At 68.3% G+C, this 18,444-nt stretch carries 16 protein-coding genes; all 16 read right to left on the bottom strand.

Features of this window, described 5'->3' with window-relative positions; translation table 11 throughout:
• Positions 1-24: 24 nt before the first annotated feature.
• Entirely contained in the window at positions 25-3,603 is a 3,579-nt protein-coding gene (gene dnaE, locus ACZ5Z2_RS13285; protein ID WP_464761709.1) for a DNA polymerase III subunit alpha, read from the bottom strand.
• A 127-nt stretch (positions 3,604-3,730) separates the two neighbouring features.
• Positions 3,731-4,276 carry a TlpA family protein disulfide reductase gene (locus ACZ5Z2_RS13280; RefSeq protein ID WP_464759067.1) on the bottom strand — a complete coding sequence of 182 codons (546 nt, stop codon included), beginning with the start codon at positions 4,274-4,276 and terminating at the stop codon, positions 3,731-3,733.
• A gap of 142 nt (positions 4,277-4,418) precedes the next feature.
• Positions 4,419-4,616, bottom strand: a complete 198-nt coding sequence (locus ACZ5Z2_RS13275) for a hypothetical protein (RefSeq protein WP_464759066.1) — start codon at positions 4,614-4,616, stop codon at positions 4,419-4,421.
• A 198-nt stretch (positions 4,617-4,814) separates the two neighbouring features.
• Positions 4,815-5,423 carry a ribonuclease HII gene (rnhB, locus tag ACZ5Z2_RS13270; RefSeq protein ID WP_464759065.1) on the bottom strand — a complete coding sequence of 203 codons (609 nt, stop codon included), beginning with the start codon at positions 5,421-5,423 and terminating at the stop codon, positions 4,815-4,817.
• 145 nt (positions 5,424-5,568) lie between these two features.
• Positions 5,569-6,798, bottom strand: a complete 1,230-nt coding sequence (lpxB, locus tag ACZ5Z2_RS13265) for a lipid-A-disaccharide synthase (protein WP_464759064.1) — start codon at positions 6,796-6,798, stop codon at positions 5,569-5,571.
• Positions 6,799-6,862: 64 nt separating this feature from the next.
• Complete coding sequence (lpxA, locus tag ACZ5Z2_RS13260) at positions 6,863-7,636, bottom strand: acyl-ACP--UDP-N-acetylglucosamine O-acyltransferase (protein ID WP_464759063.1); 774 nt, start codon at positions 7,634-7,636, stop codon at positions 6,863-6,865.
• Complete coding sequence (gene fabZ / locus ACZ5Z2_RS13255) at positions 7,633-8,106, bottom strand: 3-hydroxyacyl-ACP dehydratase FabZ (protein ID WP_464759062.1); 474 nt, start codon at positions 8,104-8,106, stop codon at positions 7,633-7,635. Before fabZ ends, lpxA begins: the two co-directional genes overlap by 4 nt.
• Positions 8,099-9,130, bottom strand: a complete 1,032-nt coding sequence (lpxD, locus tag ACZ5Z2_RS13250; protein WP_464759061.1) for a UDP-3-O-(3-hydroxymyristoyl)glucosamine N-acyltransferase — start codon at positions 9,128-9,130, stop codon at positions 8,099-8,101. Before lpxD ends, fabZ begins: the two co-directional genes overlap by 8 nt.
• A gap of 100 nt (positions 9,131-9,230) precedes the next feature.
• A complete protein-coding gene (bamA, locus tag ACZ5Z2_RS13245) occupies positions 9,231-11,657 on the bottom strand; it encodes an outer membrane protein assembly factor BamA (RefSeq protein WP_464759060.1) in 2,427 nt (808 codons plus the stop codon).
• Between the two features lie 144 nt (positions 11,658-11,801).
• Positions 11,802-13,148 (bottom strand): RIP metalloprotease RseP, encoded by a 1,347-nt coding sequence (gene rseP / locus ACZ5Z2_RS13240; protein WP_464759059.1) that lies wholly within the window; start codon positions 13,146-13,148, stop codon positions 11,802-11,804.
• A 35-nt stretch (positions 13,149-13,183) separates the two neighbouring features.
• Positions 13,184-14,359 (bottom strand): 1-deoxy-D-xylulose-5-phosphate reductoisomerase, encoded by a 1,176-nt coding sequence (locus ACZ5Z2_RS13235; RefSeq protein WP_464759058.1) that lies wholly within the window; start codon positions 14,357-14,359, stop codon positions 13,184-13,186.
• Position 14,360: 1 nt separating this feature from the next.
• On the bottom strand, positions 14,361-15,179 hold the full coding sequence (locus ACZ5Z2_RS13230) for a phosphatidate cytidylyltransferase (protein WP_464759057.1): 819 nt from the start codon (positions 15,177-15,179) through the stop codon (positions 14,361-14,363).
• A gap of 2 nt (positions 15,180-15,181) precedes the next feature.
• The gene (uppS, locus tag ACZ5Z2_RS13225) at positions 15,182-15,925 is read right to left on the bottom strand and encodes a polyprenyl diphosphate synthase (protein ID WP_464759056.1); all 744 of its coding nucleotides are present in this window, start codon (positions 15,923-15,925) and stop codon (positions 15,182-15,184) included.
• 201 nt (positions 15,926-16,126) lie between these two features.
• The gene (gene frr / locus ACZ5Z2_RS13220) at positions 16,127-16,684 is read right to left on the bottom strand and encodes a ribosome recycling factor (protein ID WP_464759055.1); all 558 of its coding nucleotides are present in this window, start codon (positions 16,682-16,684) and stop codon (positions 16,127-16,129) included.
• 58 nt (positions 16,685-16,742) lie between these two features.
• Positions 16,743-17,462: a UMP kinase gene (pyrH, locus tag ACZ5Z2_RS13215; protein ID WP_464759054.1), complete on the bottom strand. Its 720-nt coding sequence runs from the start codon at positions 17,460-17,462 to the stop codon at positions 16,743-16,745.
• A gap of 313 nt (positions 17,463-17,775) precedes the next feature.
• Positions 17,776-18,354, bottom strand: coding sequence for a superoxide dismutase [Fe] (sodB, locus tag ACZ5Z2_RS13210; RefSeq protein WP_464759053.1), 579 nt, complete (start codon positions 18,352-18,354; stop codon positions 17,776-17,778).
• Positions 18,355-18,444 lie beyond the last annotated feature (90 nt).

The raw sequence follows: 18,444 nt of genomic DNA, 5'->3' as shown, positions 1-18,444 counted from the left end.
CGCAGCCCGGCCGGTGTGGCGCCGCTACTCGCCCTTTGCCATCCGCAGCCGCGCGGCCTGCACCCCGGGCAGCGCGCGCACCGCGCGCAGCAGGTCGGGGATGGCTTCCACGCGCCAGTCTTCGCCCAGCTCCAGGTCGGCCTGGGCCTCGGCGTTGTGGTAGCCGTGCAGGGTGACGCTGGCGCGGCCGCCGCGGAAGCCGGCCAGCGTCTGGCGCAACTGCGCGGCGAAGCCGGCGTCGATGCCGTTCAACTTCAGCTGCAGCAGGCGCGCGTGGCGTCGGCAGGCGTCGGCCAGGGTCATGGCGCTGCGGGCGCGGATCTGGAAGCCGCCGCCGGAGAATTCGTCGATGCGCAGGCCGCCCTCGACGATCAGCATTTCGTCGCGCACCAGCAGCGGCGCCACCTGCTGGTACAGCTCGCCGAAGAAGCTCACCTCGATCGCGCCGGTGCCGTCCTCCAGCCGCACGAAGGCGTCGCTGTCGCCGCGCTTGCGCACGGCCACCACCATGCCGGCCGCCGTCCACGGCGTGTCGGGGCCGCGGCGGAAGCGGTTGCCGTCGTCGCCGTCGCTCTTGCGCGGCCGCGGCGGCTGGTAGCGCTCGACGATCTCGCCCAGCGGACAGGTGGCGAGCTGGGCCAGCTCTTCGCGCCAGGGATCGACGGGATGGCCGGAGAGGTAGTGGCCCAGCGTGTCGCGTTCGCCCTGCAGCTTCTGCTCCAGCGGCCAGTCGGGCACGGTGGGCAGCTCGATCTGCACCACCGGCGCGGCCGCGCCCATGGCGGCGCCGAACATGTCGTTCTGGCCGGACTGGCGGTCGCGCAGGTGCTGCTCGGCGGCCTTGATCGCGTCGGGCAGCTGCAGCATCAGGCTGGCGCGGTTGGGCGCGAGGGCGTCCAGCGCGCCGGAGAGGATCAGCGCCTCGAGCACGCGCTTGTTGAGCTTGGTGGGATCGACGCGGCGGCAGAAGTCGGCGAGATCCTTGTACGGGCCGCCGCGCTGGCGCTCCGCGACGATGGACTCGCAGGCGCCCTGGCCCACGCCCTTGATCGCGCCCAGGCCGTAGCGGATGGTTCGGACGCCTTGGCGTCCGGACGAAGACGGCTCGTCGGGCTCGACCGCGACGAACATGAAGTCCGAGGCGTTCACGTCCGGCGGCAGCACGGTGAGGCCGATCGCCTTGGACTCGTCGATGAAGGTCACCGCCTTGTCGGTGTTGTCCATGTCCGACGAGATCGTCGCGGCCATGAATTCGGCGGGGTAGTGCGCCTTCAGCCAGGCGGTCTGGTAGGAGACCAGCGCGTAGGCGGCGGCGTGCGACTTGTTGAAGCCGTAGCCGGCGAACTTCTCCATCAGGTCGAAGATTTCGTCGGACTTGCTGCTGCTCAGCCCGTCCTTGGCCGCGCCCTCGCGGAACTTGGCGCGTTCCTTCGCCATCTCCTCGACTTTCTTCTTGCCCATCGCGCGGCGCAGCAGGTCGGCGCCGCCGAGCGTGTAGCCGCCCACGATCTGCGCCATCTGCATCACCTGCTCCTGGTAGACCATGATGCCGTAGGTCTCTTTCAGGATGGATTCGGTGCGCGGGTCGGGGTAGACCACTTCCTCGCGGCCGTGCTTGCGCGCCACGAAGGTGGGGATCAGATCCATCGGGCCGGGGCGGTACAGCGCACCCAGCGCGATGATGTCGTCGAAACGGTCGGGCTTGGCGTCCTTCAGCATGCGCTGCATGCCCGAGGATTCGAACTGGAAGATCGCCACCGTCTTCGCCTTGGCGAAGATCTCGGCGTAAGTGTAGGCGTCGTCCAGCGGCAGCTTGGCGATGTCCAGCGGCTCCTCGCCGCTTTGCGCGCGGTGCGCGTTGATCGCCTTCACCGCCCAGTCGATGATGGTGAGCGTGCGCAGGCCGAGGAAGTCGAACTTCACCAGGCCGACCGCTTCCACGTCGTCCTTGTCGTACTGGGTGACCACGCCGCCGCCGCCGGCTTCGCAGTACAGCGGCGCGTATTCGGTGAGTGTCTGCTGGCCGATCACCACGCCGCCGGCGTGCTTGCCGACGTTGCGGGTGAGGCTTTCCAGCTTCAGCGCGAGGTCGATCAGCGGGCGCGCCTCGTCCTCGTCCTGCTCGTACAGCTCGCAGAATTCCTTGACGACGCGCTCGGGCTCCTTCTTCGATTTCTCGGTGCGGCCCAGCGCGTCGGACAGCGTGAGGTCGAGCGGGCGCGGCGGGATCAGCTTGGCGATCTTGTCCACCGCGCCGTAGCCCATGCCCAGCACGCGGCCGGAGTCGCGCAGCACCGCCTTCGCCGCCATCGAGCCGTAGGTGATGATCTGGCTGACGTGGTCGCGGCCGTACTTGCGCGCCACGTAGTCGATCACCTCGTCGCGGCGATCCATGCAGAAGTCGATGTCGAAGTCCGGCATCGACACGCGTTCGGGATTGAGGAAGCGCTCGAACAGCAGGTTGAACTGCAGCGGGTCGAGGTCGGTGATCTTCAGCACCCAGGCCACCAGCGAACCCGCGCCCGAGCCGCGGCCCGGGCCCACCGGGATGCCGTTCGCCTTGCCCCAGTTGATGAAGTCCGCCACGATCAGGAAGTAGCCGGGAAAGCCCATCTTGATGATGACGTCCAGCTCGCGCTCCAGCCGCGCCTCGTAGTCGGCCAGCGTGTAGCCGGCGGCCAGCGGCGCGTCGGCGAGGCGCTCCTTCAGGCCCTGCCGCGCCAGTTCGCGGATGTGGCTGTCGAGGTCGTAGCCTTCGGGTACCGGGAAGTCGGGCAGGTAGTAGGTGCCGAACTTCAGTTCGAGGTTGCAGCGCTTGGCCAGCTCGACGGTGTTTTCCAGCGCCTCGGGGATGTCCGCGAACAGCTCGGCCATTTCTTCCGGGGACTTCAGGTACTGCTGGTCGCTGTAGTCGCGCGGGCGCTTGGGATCGGCCAGCACGCGACCCTGGTGGATGCACACGCGCGCTTCGTGCGCCTCGAAGTCGTCGCGCTTGAGGAAGCGCACGTCGTTGCTGGCGACCACCGGCAGTTCGAGTTCGGTGGCCAGCGCGAGGGCCGCCGAGTTCCAGGTTTCCTCGCCTTCGCGGCCGCAGCGGACGAGTTCGAGGTAGAGGCGATCCGGGAACAGCCGCGCCAGCGGGCGCAGCTTCGCCAGCGCGGCGTCGTGGCCCTGCGACAGCGCGACGCGCGCCACCTCGCTTTCGCGGCCGAGCAGGGCGATCAGGCCGTCCGTCGCAGTAGCAGTGAGCCAACCAGCCTCGACCAGTGCGCGGCCGCCGTGCTGGCCTTCCTGCCAGGCGCGCGAGACCAGGCGCGACAGGTTGAGGTAGCCCTCGCGGTGCTGGCACAGCAGGGTGAGCCGCCAGGGGCGCGGGTCGTCCGGCGCGGAAATCCACAGGTCGCTGCCGCAGATCGGCTTGACGCCCGCCGCATTGCAGGCCTTGTAGAACTTCACCAGCGCGAACATGTTGCATTCGTCGGTGAGCGCCACGGCCGGCATGCCCGCCTGCGCGCAGGCGGCGACCATCGCCTTGATGCGGATGGTCGAATCGACCAGCGAATACTCGCTGTGCAGGTGGGTATGGACGAAGCGTGCGGACATGCGGATGGACACGATGAATCCATGCAGGCTAACCGGCACCCGATCCAGCGGCAAGATTGACTTCCGCGTGTCCCTGTCGGCGCGCAGGCAACCGGATTCCGGCTGTCGAATGCCGCTTGCCGGGATGCTACGGGCTGCCCGAGTTGCCGATGGCGTGAGCGGCGGGTTTCTCGGCGAGCAGCTCGTTGATCTCGCCCACCATGCTGTCAAGCGAGCCTTCGCCGTAGCCGGCATGGATGTGCGCTATCGAGCCGTCGCGATGCAGCATCACCATCACCGGAATGCCCTTGTCGCTGCCATAGGGTTTCCCCAGTGCGCCATCGCGATCCCAGGTCAGCACCAGGCCGGGAAGGCGCGGACGCAAGGCGCGCACGACGTTCACGAAGGTGCGTCGATTCTCGCGATAGTCGACGGCCACCACCTGCAACGGCAGGCCGCGCTGGCTAGCCAGCGACTGCAGGTTCGCCAGTACCGGCATTTCCTTCATGCAGTAGCCGCACCAGGTGGCCCAGAAGCTGATCACGACGACCTTGCCGTGCAGCGATGAAACCGTCACTTTCTGGCCGTCCAGGGTTTTGCCCAGCGCGTCCGGAGGCATTTCTCCGGGGTGCAGTCTTGCGCTCGCGGAGCAGCAAAGCATCAGCCCGCACAGTGCGGCAGCGATCCGGCGCATGTCATGTCCCCCTGGTCTGTCGCGGCAGCTTAGCAATGCGCGGCGGCATGGCGGAAGTCGCACGGATCGTCGGTTTCGGCGCGTCGCACCGCGATGGCGTGTGTTGGCCGACGCGGGCCACGGGGCAGCGTTGAATGGGTTCTCAGCTCACGTGGAAGCGCTCGTCCTCCGTGGGCTTCACGTAGTGTTCGAGGCCGCCCACCAGCAGCGGCTGGTGGTTGTAGTCGCCGTGCGGCAGCGCCGGTTCGGCGGCGGCGTTGGCGTTGGCGTTGCCGGTGGGCAACAGGGCGTCGGACGTTGGTTGGACGATGGGCGGATGACGATTCGGCGGAAGCATCATGGCTCGACTCCTGCGGTTCGTTGGCGCGGATGGCCATGCGATGGCAGTGCTTGTCGTCGGCATGGCCGGTGCGTCCATGCGGCGATGATCCCGGTAGTTATGATGCGCCCGATCGGAGGATGGTTGCATGCGATTTTTGCGTGCGGCGCTCCTTTTCCGACGCAGCGTTTCGCACGTGCGGGAATGCTGGCGGAATCGTCAGAACAGCACGCCCTGGTCGAGCAACCGGCGCACCGGCGCGAAGCTGCGCCGATGTTGCGCGCAAGGCCCGAGCCGCTGCAGCGCGGCGAGGTGGGCCGGCGTGGGGTAGCCCTTGTGGATGGCGAAGCCATAGCCGGGATGGACGTCGTCCAGCGCCACCATCAACCGGTCGCGCGTGACCTTGGCGAGGATGGAAGCGGCGCTGATCGCCGGTTCCAGCGCATCGCCGCCCACGATGGCGCGGCCGGGGCAGGGTAGATCCTTCGGCAGCTTGTTGCCGTCCACCAGGGCTTCGTGCGCGGCCGGTGCGAGCCCGGCCACCGCGCGGCTCATGCCGGCCATGGTGGCCTGGAAGATGTTGAGGCGGTCGATCTCCTCCGCCTCCACCACCACGATGCAATGCGCCAGCGCGCGCTCGACGATCTGCGGGAACAGCGCTTCGCGTTTCTTCTCGCTGAGTTTCTTGGAATCGTCCAGGCCGGCGATGGGACGCGCCGGGTCGAGGATCACCGCGGCCACCACCACCGGGCCGGCCAGCGGGCCGCGACCGGCTTCGTCCACCCCCGCTTTTAAAAGACCTTGCTTGATCGAAGTCGGGCTGTTCATGTTTGTCAGGTGTTGGAAAGTGCGAACCCGCATAGCGCGTTCGCTTCCTCTCCCCTTTGGGGAGAGGATTGAGGTGAGGGGTCGGGGCTTGCGAAGGGCCGCATCGGAGCATGCCTTGATGTGACCCTATCGCCAGCGTGTCCCCTCACCCCGGCCCTCTCCCCGGAGGGGAGAGGGAGCAAGGCGGCTCCATCAACTCGGTGATCGCCGCGGCTGCCGCATCCGCCGCGCTACCGTCCAGATCCGCACGCAAGGCCCGGTGCAACTGCTCGAACGCCGCCACGATGGCGCCGCGGCGTTCGCTGTCGTTGAACAGCGCGAGCACGGCGTCGGCGAGCTTCGCGGCGGTGCAGTCGTCCTGCATCAGCTCCGGCGCCAGCACGGTGCGATCGCCCATGCCGCATGCGCGGGCGAGGATGTTGGGCAGGGCGTAGACGTCGGTCTTGAGCATGCGCAGCAGTTTCGCGATGCGGTAGCTCAGCGGCGAGACGCGGTAGCCCACCACCATCGGACGCTTGGCCAGCATCGCTTCCAGCGTGGCCGTGCCGGAAGCCAGCAGCACCACGTCGGCGGCCTGCATGGCCTCGTGCGCGTGGCCGTCCAGCAGCTGCGGCGCGGTGGTGTCCCGCGGCGCCTGGGCGAGCATGGTGCGCAACCGTTCCAGCATGCGCGGGTTGGCGGCGGGTATCACCACACGCAGGCCGGGCAGGGCGGCGGCCACGCGCCGCGCGGCGTCGAGGAAGGGTTCGCCCAGCCGCGCCAGTTCGCTGCCGCGGCTGCCGGGCAGCACGGCCAGTACCGGCGCGTCCTGCGGCAATTGCAGCGCTTCGCGTGCGGCGGCGCGATCGGACACCAGCGGGAAGCGGTCGGCCAGCGGGTGGCCGGTGAAGCGCGCATCGACGCCGTGCTTCGCGTAGATCGCGGGCTCCATCGGGAACAGGCATAGCACGCGGTCGGCCGAGCGGCCGATCTTTCCGGCGCGCTTCTCGCGCCATGCCCACACCGAGGGGCTGACGTAGTGCACGGTGCGCAGGCCGGCCTGCCGCAGGCGTTCTTCCACGCCGAGGTTGAAGTCCGGCGCGTCGATACCGACCACCAGCGCCGGCTTCGCGGCGATCAGGCGCGCGACCAGTTCCTTGCGCAGCCTGAGCAGGCGCGGCAGGTGCGACACCACCTCGGCGAAGCCGAACAGCGACAGTTCGTGGATGTCGTACCAGGACTCGAAGCCACGGGCCTGCATGCGAGCACCGCCGATGCCGACGAAGCGCGCCTCGGGGTAGCGCGCGCGGAGCGCGGCGATCAGGTCGGCGCCGAGTTGGTCGCCGGAGTCTTCGCCGGCAAGGAGGGCGATGAGTGGAGGCTGTGTGTTGGTCATGCGTAGTGCAAGAGCAAAGACCCGTGCCTGATTTGCCGATATGCGGGACGCATATCGGCAGCGCTTATCTGGCGAGCGACCGCTCGCTGCGCTCGATGAAGTCCAGCATCGAGCGCACGTCGGCGCTGTCCTGCGCCTGCGTGGCGAGCTGCTCGCGGGCTTCGGCCTGCGACAGGCCGGCCATGTACAGCGTGCGGTAGGCGCGCTTGATCGCGGCCACGCGCGTGCTGTCGAAGCCGCGGCGCTTCAGCCCCTCGCTGTTGATGCCGCGCGGCCGGCCGCTCTGTTCGTTCGCCATCATCAGGAACGGCGGCACGTCGGCGCCGACCAGGCAGCCCATCGCGATGAAGGCGTGCGCGCCCACCTTGCCGAACTGGTGCACGCCGGCGTAGCCGGAGATGATCACCCAGTCGCCGATCTCCACGTGCCCGGCCAGCGCCGAGTAGTTGGAGAACACCACGTGGTTGCCGACCTGGCAGTCGTGCGCGACGTGCACGTAGGCCAGCAGCCAGTTGTCGTTGCCGATGCGGGTGACGCCGCCGCCGTCACCGGTGCCACGGTTGATGGTGACGAACTCGCGGATCAGGTTGCGGTCGCCGATCACCAGCTCGGTGCGCTCGCCGGCGAACTTCTTGTCCTGGGGATCGCCGCCCAGCGAGGCGAACTGCGCGATGCGGTTGTCGCGGCCGATCTTGGTCGGCCCCTCGATCACCACGTGCGGGCCGATCACCGTGCCGTCGCCGATTTCCACCTCGGCGCCGATCACGCTGTAGGCGCCGATGCTGACGTTGTCGCCGATTTTCGCCGATGGGTCGATCTGCGCGGTGGCGTGGATCATTTGTCCGCCCTCGCCGCGCACATCAGCTCGCAGCTCGCCACTTCCTTGCCGTCCACCAGCGTGCGCGCGGCGAACAGGCCCATGCCGCGCATCACGCGCTTGACCGACACTTCCAGCCGCAGCTGGTCGCCCGGCACCACCGGCGCGCTGAAGCGCGCGTTGTCCACCTTGACCAGGTAGAACAGCGAGCTGGCGTTGTTGCCCTTCATGCGGTTGCTGAGCTGGGTGAGCAGGCCGGCGGCCTGCGCCATCGCCTCCACGATCAGTACGCCCGGCATCACCGGGTGGCCGGGGAAGTGGCCGTTGAAGAACGGCTCGTTGATGGTGACGTTCTTGATCGCCACGGCGCTCTGGTCGGGCACCAGCTCGATCACGCGGTCGACCAGCAGGAACGGGTAGCGGTGCGGCAACAGTTGCTGGATCTGTTCCACGTTCACCGGCAGGGTCACGGGGGCGGGGGCGTCACTCATCGTTCTTGTCCTTCTCCAGCGCCGCGAGGCGGCGCGCGAAATCGTCCAGGTGCTTGAAGCGGGCGGCGTTCTTGCGCCAGCTGCGGTTGTCCTGCAGCGGCGTGCCGGAGGAATACTCGCCGGGCTCGCGTATCGAGTGCGTGACCAGGCTCTTGGCGGTAATGGTAACCCGGTCGGCCAGTTCGAGATGGCCGAGCACGCCGGCGTTGCCGCCGATCATGCAATAACGGCCGATCTTCGCGCTGCCGGCCACCGCGGCACAGCCGGCCAGCGCGCTGTGCGCGCCGATGTGCACGTTGTGCGCGATCTGGATCTGGTTGTCGAGGCGCACGTCCTCTTCCAGCACGGTGTCGTCCAGCGCGCCGCGGTCGATGGTGGTGTTGGCGCCGATCTCGCAGTCGTCGCCGATGCGCACGCCGCCGAGCTGGGGGATCTTCACCCAGTGGTCGCGCTCGAAGGCGAGGCCGAAGCCATCCGAACCGATCACCGCGCCGGGATGCACCAGCACGCGTTTGCCCAGCGTCACCCGCGTCACCAGCGTGACGCGCGCCACCAGGCGCGACTGCGCGCCCACCGTGCAGCCTTCGCCCACGATGCAGTGCGGGCCGAGCACGGAGCCGTCCTCGACCGTCGCGCCGCGCTCGATCACGCAGCAGGGGCCGATGCTGGCGCTGGCGCCGACCGTGGCGTTTGCGTCCACTACGGCGCTGGGATGGATGCCGGGCGCGGCGGCGGGCAGGCGCTCGAACAGCGCGGCGACCTTGGCATAGGTCACGTAGGGATCGGCGGCGAGGAGGGCGTCGACCGGACAGTCGGCGAGGTTCTCCTCGCGCAGGATCACCGCGCCGGCGCCGGTGGCGGCCAGTTGCGCGGTGTACTTGCTGTTGGAGAGGAAGCTCAGCTGGCCGGCGTTCGCGTTCGCCAGCGTGGCGATGCCTTCGACGCGGCGGCTGCCGTCGCCGTGCAGGCGCAGGCCGAAACGCTCGGCGAGTTCGGCGAGGGTGTGGCTGGGTTGCGGGCTCAAGGGCGGCTCCTCGGCGGGGCGGCCATTGTATCGGCCGGGTGCGAAAACGCGAAAAGCGCGGCGAACCGCGCTTTTCGGGGTGTGACGCGGTGCCGATGGATCAGAACGTGGAGCCGAAGGTGAACTGGATGCGTTCCTCGTAATGGTTGTCGCCCGGCTGGGTGCGGAACGGCATCGCGAAGTTGATGATCATCGGGCCCATCGGCGACTGCCAGTGCAGCGACAGGCCGGTGGACGCGCGCAGCGTGCTGGCGCTGAAGCTGTTCCAGTTGGCGTAGGCGTTGCCTGCGTCCACGAACCAGGAGACGCGCGCGGTGTTGACGTCCTTGAGGAAGGGCAGCGGCAGGTACAGCTCGGCCGTGCCCAGCACCTTGAACGCGCCGCCGACGGGCTGGGCGTAGTCGTAGTAGCTGCTGGAGCAGTAGTCGTTGGCGTCCTTGACGCCGGTGCCGCCGCAGAGGCGCGGGCCCAGCGTGTTGTCCTGGAAGCCGCGCACGTCGCGCACGCCGCCGGCGTAGAAGTTCTCCCAGAACGGGAAGTCGTTGCGCATGTCCACCAGGGTCTGGCCGTTGGCGGCGTAGGCGGCCTTGAGCTGATCGAACTGCTCGTCGCTGATGCCGTTCTGGCCGTAGGTCTTGCCGTAGCCGAGCTGGCCGTCGAGGTAGAGCACGAAGCCGTGGCCGATCGGCCAGTAGTGGTTCGCCTCGCCGGTGAGCTTCCAGTACTTCACGGTGGAGGTGGGCAGCGCGACCTCGGAGTTCAGCGACAGCACGCCGCCGCGGGTGGGCGCCCAGTAGCCGTTGCGGGTGTCGCGGTTCCAGCCCAGCGTGGCGATGGTGGAGTGGATCGTGTAGTTGCCGATCTCGTTCTGGTAGTCGATCAGCGGCTGCGGCGTGTAGCCGACGATGGAGTTGATCTTGTTGCTGCTGAGGCCCAGGCCCGCGCGGATGCTGGAGAAGTCGGTGATCGGGAAGCCGAGGTAGGTGGAGAACGCCTTCTGGCTGGTGGAGTAGTCGGCGAACTCGCCGTTGTCCACGTCGCTGTAGTCGGTCTTGGAGTAGGTGGCGTTGTAGCCGATGCCCACGCCGTTGTTGGTGAGGTAGGGGTTGTAGTAGTTGACGTTGAAGCGCGTGTAGTAGGCGCTGCGCTCGCCGCTCACCGACACGCTGTCGCCGCTGCCGAACAGGTTGCGCTCCGACACCGAGGCGGACAGGATGATGCCCGAGTACTGCGAGTAGCCGATGCCGAACTGCAGGCTGCCGGCGGACTGCTCCTCGACCTTGACGGTGACGTCCACCTGGTCGTCGGAGCCGGGTACCCTCTTCTTGTCGATGTCCACCTTCTTGAAATAGCCCAGCTGCTGCAGGCGGATCTTGGAGCGGTCGATCACCGCCTGCGAATACCAGGAGCCTTCGAGCTGGCGCATCTCGCGCCGCAGCACGTTGTCCTCGGTGAGCGTGTTGCCCTCGAAGATCACGCGGCGCACGTACACGCGCTGGCCCGGCTCGATGTAGAGCGTGAGGTCGACGGTGCGCTTGTCCTTGTCCAGCTTGGGATACGGCGTGACCTTGGCGTAGGCGTAGCCGATGTCGGCCAGCAGCCCCTTGATCGCCTTGGTGCTGGCCTCGATGGCGGCGCGGTTGAACAGCTCGCCGGGCTTGACGAACACCAGCTGGCGCAGCGTTTTCTCCGGGAGCACCAGGGTGCCGAGCAGCTTCACGTCGGCGATCTTGTAGACCGCGCCTTCCTTGACGTCGGCGGCGATGTACATGGACTGCTTGTCCGGCGCGATGGTCACCTGGGTGGAGTCCACGCCGAAGTCCGCGTAGCCGCGGTTCATGTAGTAGGCCTGCAGCTTGTCCAGGTCGCCGGAGAGCTTTTCCTGCGAGTACTGGTCGTTCTTGGAGTACCACGACATCCAGTTCGGCGTGCCCAGCTCGAAGTCGTCGCGGATCGCCTTGTCGGTGAACGCGTGGTTGCCGACGATGTTGATCTCCTTGATCTTCGCCACCTGGCCCTCGCGGATCTCGATGTCGATCGCCACGCGGTTGCGCTCCAGCTTCACCACGTGCGGGATCACCGAGACGCTGTACTTGCCGCGGTTGTAGTACTGGTGGATCAGCTCCTGCTTCACGTTGTCCAGCGCCAGCCGGTCGAACGTCTCGCCCTCGGCCAGGCCGATCGACTTCAGGCCCTTCTTCAGGTCGTCGGTCTTGATGTCCTTGTTGCCGCGGATGGTGAGCTTGGCGATGGACGGCCGCTCCACCACCTTGATGACGAGGATGTTGCCGTCGCGCTCCATCTCCACGTCGCTGAAGAACTTGGTCTGGTACAGCGCGCGGATCGCCCGCTGCGCCATGGCGTCGGTCATCTGGTCGCCGCGGCCCATCGGCAGGTAGTTGAACACCGTGCCGGCGGAGATGCGGGTGAGGCCGTCGATGCGGATGTCCGAGATCACGAATGGATCGAAGGCGAACGCCTTGGCGGAGAGGGAGGCAAGCAACAGCAGGGCGGCGATACGCTTCATCGTCGGTTCCGGTGGAGGGTTTCGATCAGGCCGCCGGCCCGATCATGGCACGCAACAGGGAGTGCCCTGCCGCGTGAAAAAAACTGACGCCCGCACGGGGTGCCGGATGTGACGTCGACGAACCGTGGGTGCGGAGCGTCGGCGTCACGACAGCAGCAGGCGATGGATGTCGTTGTAGAACACCAGACCCATCAGGCTGAACAGCAGTACCAATCCGATGTACTGGCCGATCGCCATGGCCTGCTCGCTGAGCGGGCTGCCCTTGAGCAACTCGATAAGGTAATACAGCAGGTGCCCGCCATCCAAGACCGGGATGGGCAGCAGGTTCAGCACCGCCAGGCTCAGCGACACCGTGGCGAGGAACCACAGGAACCACGCGAGGCCCATCTGGGCGCTGGCATTGGCCATTTGGGCAATGCCGATCACGCTGGACAGGTTCTTGGTCGAAGCCTCGCCGCCCAGCATCTTGCCGACCATGCCAAAGGTCTGCGCGACGTTGCGCCAGGTGCCGACCAGCGCTTCGCGCAGCGCACGCACGGGCCCGTAGCGCAGGGTTGCGGTTTCCTGCGGCATCGCGCCAACGCCGATCACCCAGTTCGGTGGCTGGCCCTGCAGCGATTCGTGCCTGGCCACGATCTGCAACGGCATCGTCTTGCCGTTGCGCTCGACCACGACAGCCAGGTTCGGTGACACAGTCGCGCCTTGCTGCACCAGCTTGGCTACCGCCTCGTAGTCCGCCACCGGCTTGCCGTCGATGCTGAGGATGCGGTCACCCACCTTCATCCCGCCCAGCGCGGCGGGTTGGCCGGGCAGCACGGTGGCGGCCATGGCGGGAACGGGCGCCAGATCCAGCCCCAGGGTCGTGAGGTACTGGTCGACGGTCTGGCCGGGCGGCAGCTTGTCCAGCGGCAGCACCAGCCGCCTTTGCGTGCCGTCGGCGTCGCGCACGGTCAGCGGCAGCGGGCTGCGATCCAGCAGGGCATTGCCCATGGCATCCAGCGAATCGCTCCAGGTGGCCACGTCGCGGCCGTCGATGCTGAGGATGCGGTCGCCCGGCCGGATGCCCGCCACGGCGGCCATGCTCTGCGGCTTGGCGGTGACGACGGGGGCGGCATCGGGCCGGCCCAGCATGAACATCAGCCACAGCGCGGCCACGGTGAAGATCAGGTTGAAACCTGGGCCGGCCAGCACGATCAGGATGCGCTTCCACACCGGCTGGCCGGTGAACTCCTGGTCGCGGAACTGCGGCGGCACCACGCCTTCGCGGGCGTCCAGCATCTTCACGTAGCCGCCCAGCGGGATCGCGGCGATCTGGTACTCGCAGCCGTCGCGGCCGACGCGCTTCCACAGCGCCTTGCCGAAGCCCACCGAGAAGCGCAGCACCTTCACGCCGCAGCGGCGCGCGACCCAGTAGTGGCCGAACTCATGGAAGGTCACCAGCACGCCCAGCGTGACCAGCAACCAGAATACCGAGCCAAAGAAGGAAGTCATCAAACGCCGAGGCAGGAATCTATCGGATAAGGATATCAGCAAGCCCGCCGCAACTGGCGCCGGGCCGCGGCCCGTGCCTCGCCGTCGCGCGCGACCAGGGACTCCACATCGACCACGGCCTGCGCCGGCAGTTCCGCAAGCACGCCCTCCACCACCTCGGCGATGGCCAGGAAGGGCAGGGCACCGGCCAGAAAGGCCTCCACCGCCACTTCGTTGGCGGCGTTGAGGATCGCCGGCGCGTCGCCGCCAGCGCGCAGCGCCTGGAAGGCGAGGGCCAGGCAGCGGAAGGTGTCCAGGTCGGGCGCCTCGAACTGCAGCGCGCCGCTGGCGGCGAGATCCAGCGGCGGCACGCCGGCCTCCACGCGCTCCGGCCAGGCCAGCGCGTGGGCGATGGCGGTGCGCATGTCCGGGTTGCCGAGCTGGGCCAGCACCGAGCCGTCCACGTATTCCACCAGCGAATGCACCAGGCTCTGCGGGTGCACCAGCACGTCGATGGCCCCGGCCGGCGCACCGAACAGGTGGTGCGCCTCGATCACCTCCAGGCCCTTGTTCATCAGGGTGGCGGAGTCCACCGAGATCTTGCGGCCCATCGACCATTTGGGGTGCTTGCAGGCCTGCTCGGGCGTCACCGCGGCCAGCTCGGCGCGCGTGCGGCCGCGGAACGGGCCGCCGGAGGCGGTGAGGATCAGCCGGCGCACACCGCTCTTCGCCAGCTCCGGGCGTCCGCCGGGCAGGCATTGGAAGATCGCGTTGTGCTCGGAATCGACGGGGATCAGCACGCCGCCCCCCGCGCGCAGCGCGTCCAGCAGCAACGGCCCGGCCAGCACGATGGATTCCTTGTTGGCCAGCAGCAGGCGCTTGCCGGCGCGTGCGGCGGCGAGGGTGGAGTCGAGCCCGGCGGCACCTACGATGGCAGCCACCACGGTGTCGCACAGCGCGCCGGACGCGGCGGCGGCCAGCGCCTCGTGGCCGCTGGCCACCTCGCAGCGCACGCCGGTCGCGGCGAGCCGGCGCGCCAGTTCGCCTTCCAGCGCGGGATCGGCGATCACCGCCAGCTCCGGGCGGAAGCGCGCGCACAGTTCGGCGAGGGCGGCCACGTTGCCGTGTGCGCTCAGCACGCTGGCGCGGAAACGATCCGGGTGCCGCGCGATCACGTCCAGCGTGCTGGTGCCGATCGAGCCGGTGGCGCCGAGGACGGCGACGTTTCTCATCTCACACGCCCAGCAACTGCAGGCCCAGCGCGAACACCGGCAGCGCCGCGAACACGCTGTCCAGCCGATCCATCAGGCCGCCGTGGCCGGGGATCAGGGTGCCCGAGTCCTTGATGCCGGCGTGGCGCTTCATCAGGCTCTCCAGCAGGTCGCCCACGATGGAGATGGCCACCGTGAGCGCGGCCAGCGCACCGAGGCCGGGCAGCGCCGCGGCGCGCACGCCGAGCAGCCACCCGCCAACCAGAGCCACCAGCACGCCAGCCACCATCGCGCCGTATGCGCCGGCCCAGGTCTTGCCGGGGCTGATCTGCGGCGCCAGCTTGCGCTTGCCGAAGCGGCGCCCGCTGAAATACGCGCCGATGTCGGCGGCCCACACGATCACCAGTGCCAGCAGCATCCACCATGGGCCGTGCGGCTCGCGGCCGTGCAGGGCCAGCAGCGCGATCCACGCGGGAAACGTCACGAAGGCGCCGGCCACGAGCTTCGTCGCGCGGTTTTCCGGCGTGGGCGCGGCGCCGAAGGCGAAGTGGCGCAGCCACAGGCAGGCCAGCAGCCACCAGGCCGCGCCCAGCACCAGCAGCAGCGGTGTCGCCAGACCGGCGTGCGCGATCCACAGCACGACGAACAGCGCGGCGGCGGGCGCCAGCAGGGCGAGGCGCGCGGCCGGCTTGCGCACGCCGGCGAGGCGCATCCACTCCTCCTGCGCGCCGAGGAACACGGCGGCGGCCACCGCGGCGAACCACGGCGTGGGCAGCAGCAGGATGATGGCGATGGCCAGCGGCGCGAGCAGCAAGGCGGTAATGACGCGTTGGCGCAGCATGCTTATCCCTGATTCCCCGTGGCGGCGAGCTGGTCGCCGGTGCGGCCGTAGCGACGCTCGCGCCGGCCGAAGTCTTCGATGGCCTGGCGCAGGCTGGCCTGGTCGAAGTCCGGCCACAGGGTATCGGTGAAATGCAGTTCGGCATAGGCCGACTGCCACAACAGGAAGTTGCTGAGCCGGCATTCGCCGCCGGTGCGGATGAACAGATCCAGCGGCGGCAGCTCGGCCAGGCACATGCGGCGGCCCAGTTCGGCCTCGTCGATGGCTTCGGCGCGCAGTTCGCCGCGCGCCACCGCGGCGGCGGCATCGCGCGCGGCCTGCACGATGTCCCAGCGGCCGCCGTAGTTCACCGCGATGTTGAGCTGCAGCTTGCGGTTGCCGGCGGTGCGCGCCATCGCGGCCAGCATGCGCTCGCGCAGCGGTTCGTCGAAGGCGGCTAGGTCGCCGGTGAAGCGCAGCCGCACGCCCTGCGCATGCAGTTCGTCGGTCTCCTTGTCCAGCGCGCGCACGAACAGCGCGATCAGGGCGCCGACCTCCTCCTCGGGGCGCTTCCAGTTCTCGCTGGAGAAGGCGAACAGGGTGAGCGCCTCCACGCCTTCGCGCAGGCAGCCTTCCACCGCCTCGCGCACCGCCTTGCGGCCGGCGTTGTGGCCGAAGCTGCGCGGCCGGTGGCGCGCCTTGGCCCAGCGCCCGTTGCCGTCCATCACGATGGCGATGTGGCGGGGGGGGGCGGGAGTCTTGGTCATCGGCAGGCGGGGCTTTTGTGTCCTTCTCCCCGCTGGGGAGAAGGTGCCCCGAAGGGGCGGATGAGGGGCGGGTGCTTGCGATGATGCTGCATCAGAGCGAGCTCGAATTGCGGGGATGTCGCAAGCTTGGCCCCTCACCCTGGCCCTCTCCCCGGAGGGGAGAGGGAAAATGCGCGGCGTGCGGGTTTGCCGCGGTGTCCATCACATGGACATCAGCTCGTCTTCCTTGGCCTTCACCACGCCGTCCACGTCCTTCACGAAGCGATCCGTGAGCTTCTGGATCTCGTCGTCGGCGCGGCGCTCCTCGTCCTCGCTGATCTGCTTGTCCTTGAGCAGATCCTTCACCTTCTGCATGGCGTCGCGGCGCACGTTGCGGATCGCGATCTTGGCGTTCTCGCCCTCGTGCGACACGTGCTTGGCCAGCTCGCGGCGGCGCTCCTCGGTGAGCGGCGGCATGTTCAGGCGGATCACGGTGCCGGCGGTGTTCGGCGTGATGCCGATGTCCGAGGCCAGGATGGCCTTCTCGACCGGGCCGACCAGGCTTTTGTCGAACGGCGTGATGACGATGGAGCGCGCGTCGCCCAGTACCACCGTGGCCACCTGGTTCAGCGGCATCTCCGAGCCGTAGGCCGGCACGCGGATGCCGTCCACCAGCGCGGTGCTGGCGCGGCCGGTGCGCAGGCGGGTGAGCTCGTGCCTGAGCGCGTCGATGCTCTTGCCCATGCGGGTCTGGGCATCGGTCTTGATGTCGTTGATCATGGGCGGGTTTCCACTTGAATCCGGCAAGCCGGAAAGTATAGCAGCGCGGATCGATGGCTCAGTTGTGCACCAGGGTGCCCACCGGCTCACCTTGCATGATGCGCATGAGGTTGCCAGGCACCGTCATGTCGTAGATGCGCAGCGGCATGCGGTGGTCGCGGCACAGCGCGATCGCGGCGGTGTCCATCACCTGCAGGTTGCGCTGGATCACCGCGTCGTAGGTGAGCTGGTCGTAGCGGGTGGCGTCGGCGTGCTTGGCCGGGTCGGCGGTGTACACGCCGTCCACCTTGGTGGCCTTGAGCAGCAGGTCGGCGCCGATTTCCACCGCGCGCAGGGCGGCGGCCGAGTCGGTGGTGAAGAACGGGTTGCCGGTGCCGGCGGCGAACAGCGCGATGCGGCCCTTCTCGATGTGGCGGATGGCGCGGCGGCGGATGAAGTCCTCGGCCACGTCGTGGATCTGGATCGCGCTCATCACGCGGGCGTAGCCGCCGCGCTTCTCGATGGCGTCGGCCATCGCCAGCGCGTTCATCACCGTGGCCAGCATGCCCATGTGGTCGCCGGTGACGCGATCCATGCCGGCGGCGGCCAGGCCCGCGCCGCGGAAGATGTTGCCGCCGCCGATCACCACGCCGATGTTCACGCCAGCCCGGTTGACCTCGATGATCTCGTCGGCCAGCCGGCCGATCACCTTGGGATCGATGCCGTAATCGGCCTCGCCCATCAGCGCCTCGCCGGAGAGCTTGAGCAGGATGCGGCGGTACTTGGGCTGGTCGCTCATGGGGTCTCCGGATTGTGCGGGGCAAACCGGCGCATTGTAGCGATTGCGCCTGAACGCGGCGAGTCGGGGCGGCGGAAGTTTGAATTCCGTTCGGCCTGAGCGTAGGCCCGTCAGGGCCGACGCGGGGAGCGGCCATGGATGGCCGCGTTCTGGGGAGCGAGGAAGTCGAAGGCTGCATGGCGTTTCGACTTCGCTCGCTGACGCGAGCTACGCTCAACGTGAACGGTCAAGTCCAAACCGGAGCATTACTTTGGTGGCCGGGCATGAAAAAGGCGGAGCCGAGGGCTCCGCCTTGGGTTGGCGCGCAGGGGAATCAGGCGAGGTTCTTCGCCGCAAACTCCCAGTTCACCAGGTTCCAGAACGCCTCCAGGTACTTCGGGCGGGCGTTGCGGTAGTCGATGTAGTAGGCATGCTCCCACACGTCCACGGTGAGCAGCGGCTTGTCGCTGCCGGTGATCGGCGTGGCCGCGTTGGAGGTGTTGACGATGCCCAGCGTGCCGTCCGGGCGCTGCACCAGCCAGGTCCAGCCCGAGCCGAAGTTGCCGGCGGCGGACTTGCTGAACTCCTCCTTGAACTTCTCGAACGAGCCGAACGCCTTGTCGATCGCGTCGGCCAATTTGCCGCTGGGCTCCTTGCCGCCCTTCGGGCTCAGCGAGTTCCAGTAGAAGGTGTGGTTCCAGACCTGCGCGGCGTTGTTGAACACGCCACCGGAGGACTTCCTGATGATGTCTTCCAGCGCGGCGCCCTCGAACTCGGTGCCCTTGATCAGGTTGTTGAGGTTGGTCACGTAGGCCTGGTGGTGCTTGCCGTAGTGGTACTCCAGCGTCTCGGCGGAGATGTGCGGTTCGAGCGCGTTCTTTTCGTAGGGCAGGGCGGGAAGTTCGATCGCCATGAGTGGCTCCTTGACGGTGGCTGGGGAAGGGATCGCGGCGGCCGACGGCCGCCGATGGCCGACTGATACAATACCGGTCTGTCCGCATTG

This window comes from Rhodanobacter sp. G1, assembly GCF_055397855.1.
The sequence above is the reverse complement of the archived record's forward strand: the minus strand, read 5'-3'. Positions and strand labels throughout refer to the sequence as shown.